This window comes from [Phormidium] sp. LEGE 05292 (genome assembly GCF_015207735.1).
In the GTDB taxonomy this organism is placed as follows: domain Bacteria; phylum Cyanobacteriota; class Cyanobacteriia; order Cyanobacteriales; family Aerosakkonemataceae; genus Floridanema.
The window spans coordinates 1-5,874 of sequence record NZ_JADEWG010000252.1 but is presented as its reverse complement, the minus strand read 5'-3'; the positions used below and the strand labels follow the sequence as shown (position 1 = coordinate 5,874).

Below are 5,874 nucleotides of genomic sequence, written 5' to 3'. Positions count from 1 at the left end.
TTAATAATAGAATTAAGCTCATTATTCGACAAAGCTATGGCTTTAAAAGCTTTGAATCTTTGCGAGAAAAGCTGTTAGCTTGTTTATTTAAATAAGATTTACTTATCCCCACAGGTACGGGAGAGCCATTCGGGCGTTGCTGATAGATTCAAATTTAAAGCCCGACAAACATGAGAACGAGCCGATTCCCAAGCCTGACCTTGTAAGAATTTAGCCGAAGGATTACTCCAACGTTCGCTTTTATTAACAAACAAATCTCGACACCGTAAACCTTCAATCAATTTCTCTAAAATACAAAATGTATAAGATTTACGGTCAATACTACCATCTTTTCTTACGACCCAAGATCCCCAATTTTTATCAATAATTTTTAAGGGAGCATTTGACATTTTAGATTGGCGTTGGTCTTCAAGAGTCTGGAGAAATTGCCAAGCTTCTAAAATTGGCTTACCTGCTTTGTTACTTTCAAATTCAACAACTCTCAGTAAGGTTGGGAAGAAAATTCTAACCGTCCGCCATTTATTTAACAATTCTTGATAATAATTATCTTCAGGAAGTCGGGCTAGTTTTTCCACTCTTTCTACTACTTCTGCTAATTTATCTTTGGGAATAAAGCTCCAAACTTGTTCTCTTACATGACTATCATCACAGTTTTCATCTAAAAGAATTTTTCCTACTCGTGATAGTTCTAATGCCGCCGCATCTAAGTCTTTAAGAGTGCGTAAACGCTCTTTTTTTCCTTCACGTTCTGATTTCGAGAGCAAATCTTTAACTAATGATTCTAAGATATCTAAAGCATCATCAATCGCTGTGGCTTCTAAGACATAAACAAAGGCAACTAAAGTAGCAATTCTTTTGGCTTCTGACATTCGCGCAATTGCTTGAACTTTGACCGTAAAAGCTGTTTTGGCAAGGGCTTTTAACCGAATCGGTGGTATTTGGGAAACATTTAGCTTCTCGATATCCAAAGCTCGAATATTTTCGAGCTTCTTCAAAGCATTAACTAAAGCTGGACTACTGATGCGAGTAGCTGAAGTGCGCCATTGTTCTAGAAGGGTTTGGCGACTTGTTTCAGTCACAATGAGCAAAGATTCTAGTTGCTGAATTTGCTCTTGATTCGGCAATTTAGATAGCTGAAAATACAATCTTTGCTCGACTCTTTCTCTGACACTAGCAATTAATCGAGCTAAGATGGTAACTCCAGGTAAGAGAATTTTATTTTCTAACAATTGGGCGGTGGTAATATCAAATAAAACACTCGGACTTTCAGCACTTACCCACGCTCGTTCATATAACCACCGAACCAGTCGCCAATGTTCCGGTTGTGAGTTAAAATCTCGATAGCCATAATGGTATTTTATTTCTTCAATATGTTCCCAATGAGTTCTGATTCTGTTCAGATATTGAGATAGGCAATTCGACTCGGTAATTTTTAACTGACTAGCTAAATAATTAACTACATTACTTGGTACATCCAGAGGATTATTTAAAAAAGTCCCTAAAAAGCGAACTGTACCCAACTGAACTGCAAAACCTAAGCGATTATGGTCGCCACGCCGTTTTTTGACTAACTGTAACGCTAGGTCATCAAGATGAAAATAACGAGCTAATTGTAACGTTGTTGGTTCACCCACATAACGCCCATAGTTTTCTTGATATTCTTCGGTCAGAAACCGAATTGACATTGCTTTTTCCCTTTCATTGTACCAATTAAACTATAGTCTATTTGATACAATGAAAAGTAACGATGTGGTAAGGGTTTGAGAGCTCTATTTTCGGGAGGGTTTAATTGGTACATGAGAGTGGCTATTTATTGTCGAGTTTCGACATCTGATCAATCTTGTTCTCGTCAAGAACGGGATTTAATTGACTATGCTCATAAGGCGGGTTATGAGGTGGTTGGTATTTGGAAGGAAACGGTTTCCGGGGTGAAAAGTAAGCATCAAGAACGCAATCAAGTGATGAAATTAGCCCAACATCGTCAGATTGATGGGATTTTGGTGACTGAGTTAACTCGTTGGGGTCGTAGCACTTTAGATTTGATTCATACTTTACAGGATTTGAATCACTGGGGGGTTTCTCTGATTGCTCAAACGGGTACTCAGTTTGATTTGGATACTCCTCAAGGGAAACTGATTGCAAGTATTATGGCTTCTCTGGCTGAGTTTGAAAGGGATTTGGTGCGAGAGAGAGTTTGTTCAGGTTTGGCTGCGGCGAAGGCGAAGGGCAAAATTTTAGGTCGAAGACCTGGACAACGAATTAAGTCTGACCGTCTTGCTCCTAAAGTTTTGGAGATGGTTGAGCAGGGGTCTTCTTATCGTTGCATTGCAAAGGAACTTAATTTGAGTAAGACTACTGTTTTCCAGATTGTCAAGCGACATCGCTCATAGAGTAAGTTAGACAAATAGCTAAGAGTGAAAACCTTGTGTGGCAACACTTCTGGGCTTAACGGCACTTTTTGCACGATTGCTACTCAAACGCCAAGCAGCAGCGAATTTAGGACATTGGGAGCGGGCGGCGTTAGACTATAGCCCAGTAATGAAGAGTTAGATTTTCTGTTCTAAGAAGCGATCGCTTTGTGCGCCATGGCGCACAAATTCTAAAAAACCAGTAAAACTGATTTAACAGGCTGTTTAGCAAGTTGAGCATCCATCCCCGACTGTATTAACACTCTTCTTGAGTGTCAACATCAAAATCAGTTTCACCTACTCCATTGAGGGCTTCGTAGCCGCCAATAGGTACGTATGGAAGTTAAACCGGGCAAGGAACAGGAAGTGGAAGAGTTCCTGAAATTTGAATACGTAATAGGATAAGCTGTACCTCCAATACCGTAATTGTTAAGGATTAGTAGAAGGTTGCACAAATCGTTTGATTTCCCCACAGGCAATATAAGACTTGCCATCGGGTCCAACTTTGACTTCCTCCACAACATAAAGCATTCCTTCCTCGCGAATCGAGCGGGGAAAACGCATATTCCAATCGGGTTCATAAGCATCGGCAACTACCCTAGCCCGTAACTTACTGCCATCCTTAACGCACTGAACCAGAATGCCATCTCCGACTACATCGGTTGTAGGTAGATCGGCAGCACTAGCTGGACCTTTGGAGGGTTTAGCTGTTTTTGTCGCTCCCGCTCCGGTTGGGGTGGCAAACCGATCGACTGCTCCCGGTTCAGTTAAACGGGCAATCTTTCCTTTGACAAGGTAGAAGCTTTCATTTTGAGACAGATCTAACCCTTCAACAATGTAGCGAGCGCCTTCGGCTCTTATTCCCCGAGGAAATTGGACGTTTTTACTACTGTCGTATCCCTCTGAGACTACCTTGATCCGTAACTTGCCACCTTCTCGAATACACTGTAGCTCGACTCCAGTTCCGGCATCGCTCACAGTGGGCATGGTATAAATTTCATCCCCAGCTGCCACTCCCCGCGCTAACAAGTCGGAACGACTGCGAGCTAGACTTTGATAGCTCTGATCCCGCATTTCCTTGCGACCTTCATTCCCCAAAGCTCCTTGAGTCAGGCGACTGGCAAAGTAATTGAGCTGTTCAATTTCCTCGGCAATTTCAAAATTCTCATTGAGTCCTTGAGTTTGCAAATCTTGAATTTGAGTTTGGAGAAGCTTTCCGGCTTCCGAGGTTTTACCCTGCTCGGCTAGAGCCAGGGCATTATCCTTGGCTTTGGCAATCATCAGACGACTCAGTTCCAGCATGACATTACTGGAAGCAGCGATGGCTGCTTCTTCCACAGTGCCGAATTTAGCGACCACCTCAGCAGTACCGCTTACCTGTTGGAGCGCCCCATTTTGCACTATATCAGCACTGTAATGCAGCTTGAGTACCGTCAAGTCTCCAGGAGGAGTCCCCGGAACCGCCAGACTTAATCCAAGATATTTGTCTTCACCCTCATATAACTCCCCTAATGTGACCAGGGGGGCTTCTGTTTGATGGCGATCGATTGTAGCTAAAGTTAGGGTGTCAATTAATTTGACACCATTTACTAATTCAAGAGTAACTTTGAGATTTTGTCCTACTACAGCCCGCAATGTATCCAGTTCAATGGTAAATACTTCAGTCGCTTCATCAATACTTTGAATAAAATAGAAATTACCACCCGCTGCTCTTGCCATCCCAATCAGGAGATCTTCATTAAAGCCTTGAGCAAATCCTAAAGTGGAAGTGACAATTCCTTCTTCAGCTTTTTGACTAGCTGTGGTTGTGAGAATTTTCGGCTCGCAGATGCCCATATTGGCATGGCCATCAGTTAACAGAAGAACTCGGTTAACTTTTTGCACATCATAGCCATCTTTGACATATTTACAACTTTGCAACCATCCTCCAGAGAGATTGGTAATGCCTCCAGCACGTACCGCTCGAATCGCTCTTTTGAGAGCAGCTTTGTCAACTACTGGACTGGGGGGGACTGGGGTATCCACAGTATCGTCGTAAACTACCACTGAAAGGGTATCCGTGGGATTGAGTTGCTCGACTACTGCTGAGGCAGCTTTCAGAGCGTGCTGTAGAGGGGAACCTGCCATTGAACCGGAGCGATCGATCGCTAGAGATAAATTCAGGTTGCGGCGCGGGGACTCAGGAATATCAGCACGAAATCGCAGGAGTACATTAGTCTGTAAGTCAGCGCCAGCTGGTAAAATCGCTTGTTGGAAGTCATAACTTAATTTAAGCATAGACAGTTTCTCCAAAATACTGAAAGACTTAACTGTATTAATCTTGACTCACTTTTTGAATCAATTCCCAGCATAACAAAGGTAGTGAATGTCCCTTATTCACAAAGCGATCGGGCCAGCGATGCGTAGCATTATCGCGCAATCGTAAATCGACTTGTAATTCTGCATATTGTTCAAAAAGTTGGATATCCAATGCGCTAAAAATGTGCGCCATGGCGCACAAATTCTAAAAAACCAGTAAAACTGATTTAACAGGTCGCTTCACCCAATTTCCCTTGCTATCGACTTTGCCATAGAAAGCCTGCCCTTTGTAATAAAAAGACGAGGAACTGCCACCATCCAAATTCATCGCTTTTTCCACCCCCAACGACTTCATAAACTTAGCTAATTCTGGTAAGGACATCCCCGAAGTAGTAGGATTTTCTGGTTTTTGCGATACCATTACCCACAACAGACTACCATCAACAGTAATACCAATTGCCGTTCTAGCATTGAGTTGGTTGCTTCCTAGTACATCCCCAGCCCTTTCAAGGTCTTGTCAAAATACTGCTCGGGTTTTGCATTTTTGCTTCGTAAGGGCGAAGCATTCGGAGCAGAAAATCTAGGGTTTGAGTACATAAATTGTCGTCCGAATGCTTCGCCCTAGCCAAGCCCTAGCCAAAACCTAAGCAGTAATGAGTCTTGTCATTTCTCGGGATTTCTAGTTAGCTGAAGAAATCCAAAACCGAGAGGGAAAAACCAACAATGGTTCTCAGTCAAGTCTTTGAGCGTTTTGTACACTCAAGTCCAGTGTCAGTTGTGGTTCGTGGACTTCTGGAAAAAATTCTATCTGAACAAAAACTTGACGAGCTATTTGAGAGAAACAGCAAAACTCAATACACAAGAGAGCTACTCTTTTCTACAGTTGTGGAGATGATGAGTTCAGTCACTTGTGGGATTCGACCTTCAATTCATGCAGCTTATCAAGCCAGAACCAGCGAAATTGGTGTTTCTGTCACTTCGGTGTATAACAAGCTCAATGCGATGGAATCCAATGTCAGTACTCAATTGGTCAGAGAGACTTGCCACTTGAAAGAAAAAATGGCACTAGCCTAGAAGGATAAAATGGCACTCAAGAAGCCGAGGATAGTAATTCCTTCGTTCCAATAAGAAAGCCATTACAAAGTAGCTAGAATCATAAAACGGCACA

The 5,874-nt window shown here is 42.5% G+C and carries 6 protein-coding genes and 1 pseudogene; 3 read left to right on the top strand and 4 right to left on the bottom strand.

The genetic code is table 11. The annotated features are described in order from the left end of the window. Nucleotides 1–98: 98 nt before the first annotated feature. Nucleotides 99–1,685 carry a DUF4158 domain-containing protein gene (locus tag IQ264_RS31215; protein WP_193986391.1) on the bottom strand — a complete coding sequence of 529 codons (1,587 nt, stop codon included), beginning with the start codon at nt 1,683–1,685 and terminating at the stop codon, nt 99–101. A gap of 111 nt (nt 1,686–1,796) precedes the next feature. On the opposite strand from IQ264_RS31215, the gene IQ264_RS31210 reads away from it, so the two are divergent. Both IQ264_RS31210 and IQ264_RS33580 read left to right on the top strand, forming a co-directional pair. Beyond that, nucleotides 1,797–2,390, top strand: coding sequence for a recombinase family protein (locus tag IQ264_RS31210; protein WP_193986389.1), 594 nt, complete (start codon nt 1,797–1,799; stop codon nt 2,388–2,390). A 37-nt stretch (nt 2,391–2,427) separates the two neighbouring features. Continuing rightward, nucleotides 2,428–2,550: a hypothetical protein gene (locus tag IQ264_RS33580; protein WP_265583123.1), complete on the top strand. Its 123-nt coding sequence runs from the start codon at nt 2,428–2,430 to the stop codon at nt 2,548–2,550. Between the two features lie 287 nt (nt 2,551–2,837). On the opposite strand, the gene IQ264_RS31205 is transcribed toward IQ264_RS33580, so the two are convergent. The 3 genes and pseudogenes from IQ264_RS31205 to IQ264_RS31195 all read right to left on the bottom strand — a co-directional run. Then, the gene (locus IQ264_RS31205) at nt 2,838–4,685 is read right to left on the bottom strand and encodes a vWA domain-containing protein (protein ID WP_193986386.1); all 1,848 of its coding nucleotides are present in this window, start codon (nt 4,683–4,685) and stop codon (nt 2,838–2,840) included. Nucleotides 4,686–4,722: 37 nt separating this feature from the next. Then, nucleotides 4,723–4,899, bottom strand: coding sequence for a hypothetical protein (locus tag IQ264_RS31200; protein ID WP_193986384.1), 177 nt, complete (start codon nt 4,897–4,899; stop codon nt 4,723–4,725). A 12-nt stretch (nt 4,900–4,911) separates the two neighbouring features. Continuing rightward, nucleotides 4,912–5,175 (bottom strand): annotated as a pseudogene (locus IQ264_RS31195) (phosphodiester glycosidase family protein); the annotation flags it as partial. Between the two features lie 254 nt (nt 5,176–5,429). Here IQ264_RS31195 and IQ264_RS31190 point away from each other — a divergent pair. Next, nucleotides 5,430–5,780: a hypothetical protein gene (locus IQ264_RS31190; protein ID WP_228061949.1), complete on the top strand. Its 351-nt coding sequence runs from the start codon at nt 5,430–5,432 to the stop codon at nt 5,778–5,780. Nucleotides 5,781–5,874 lie beyond the last annotated feature (94 nt).

Coding starts and splice junctions, on each gene's coding strand:
- IQ264_RS31205 (WP_193986386.1), bottom strand. CDS start 4,685: ATGCTTAAATTAAGTTATGACTTCCAACAAGCGATTTTACCAGCTGGC.
- IQ264_RS31210 (WP_193986389.1), top strand. CDS start 1,797: ATGAGAGTGGCTATTTATTGTCGAGTTTCGACATCTGATCAATCTTGT.
- IQ264_RS31190 (WP_228061949.1), top strand. CDS start 5,430: ATGGTTCTCAGTCAAGTCTTTGAGCGTTTTGTACACTCAAGTCCAGTG.
- IQ264_RS31200 (WP_193986384.1), bottom strand. CDS start 4,899: ATGGCGCACATTTTTAGCGCATTGGATATCCAACTTTTTGAACAATAT.
- IQ264_RS31215 (WP_193986391.1), bottom strand. CDS start 1,685: ATGTCAATTCGGTTTCTGACCGAAGAATATCAAGAAAACTATGGGCGT.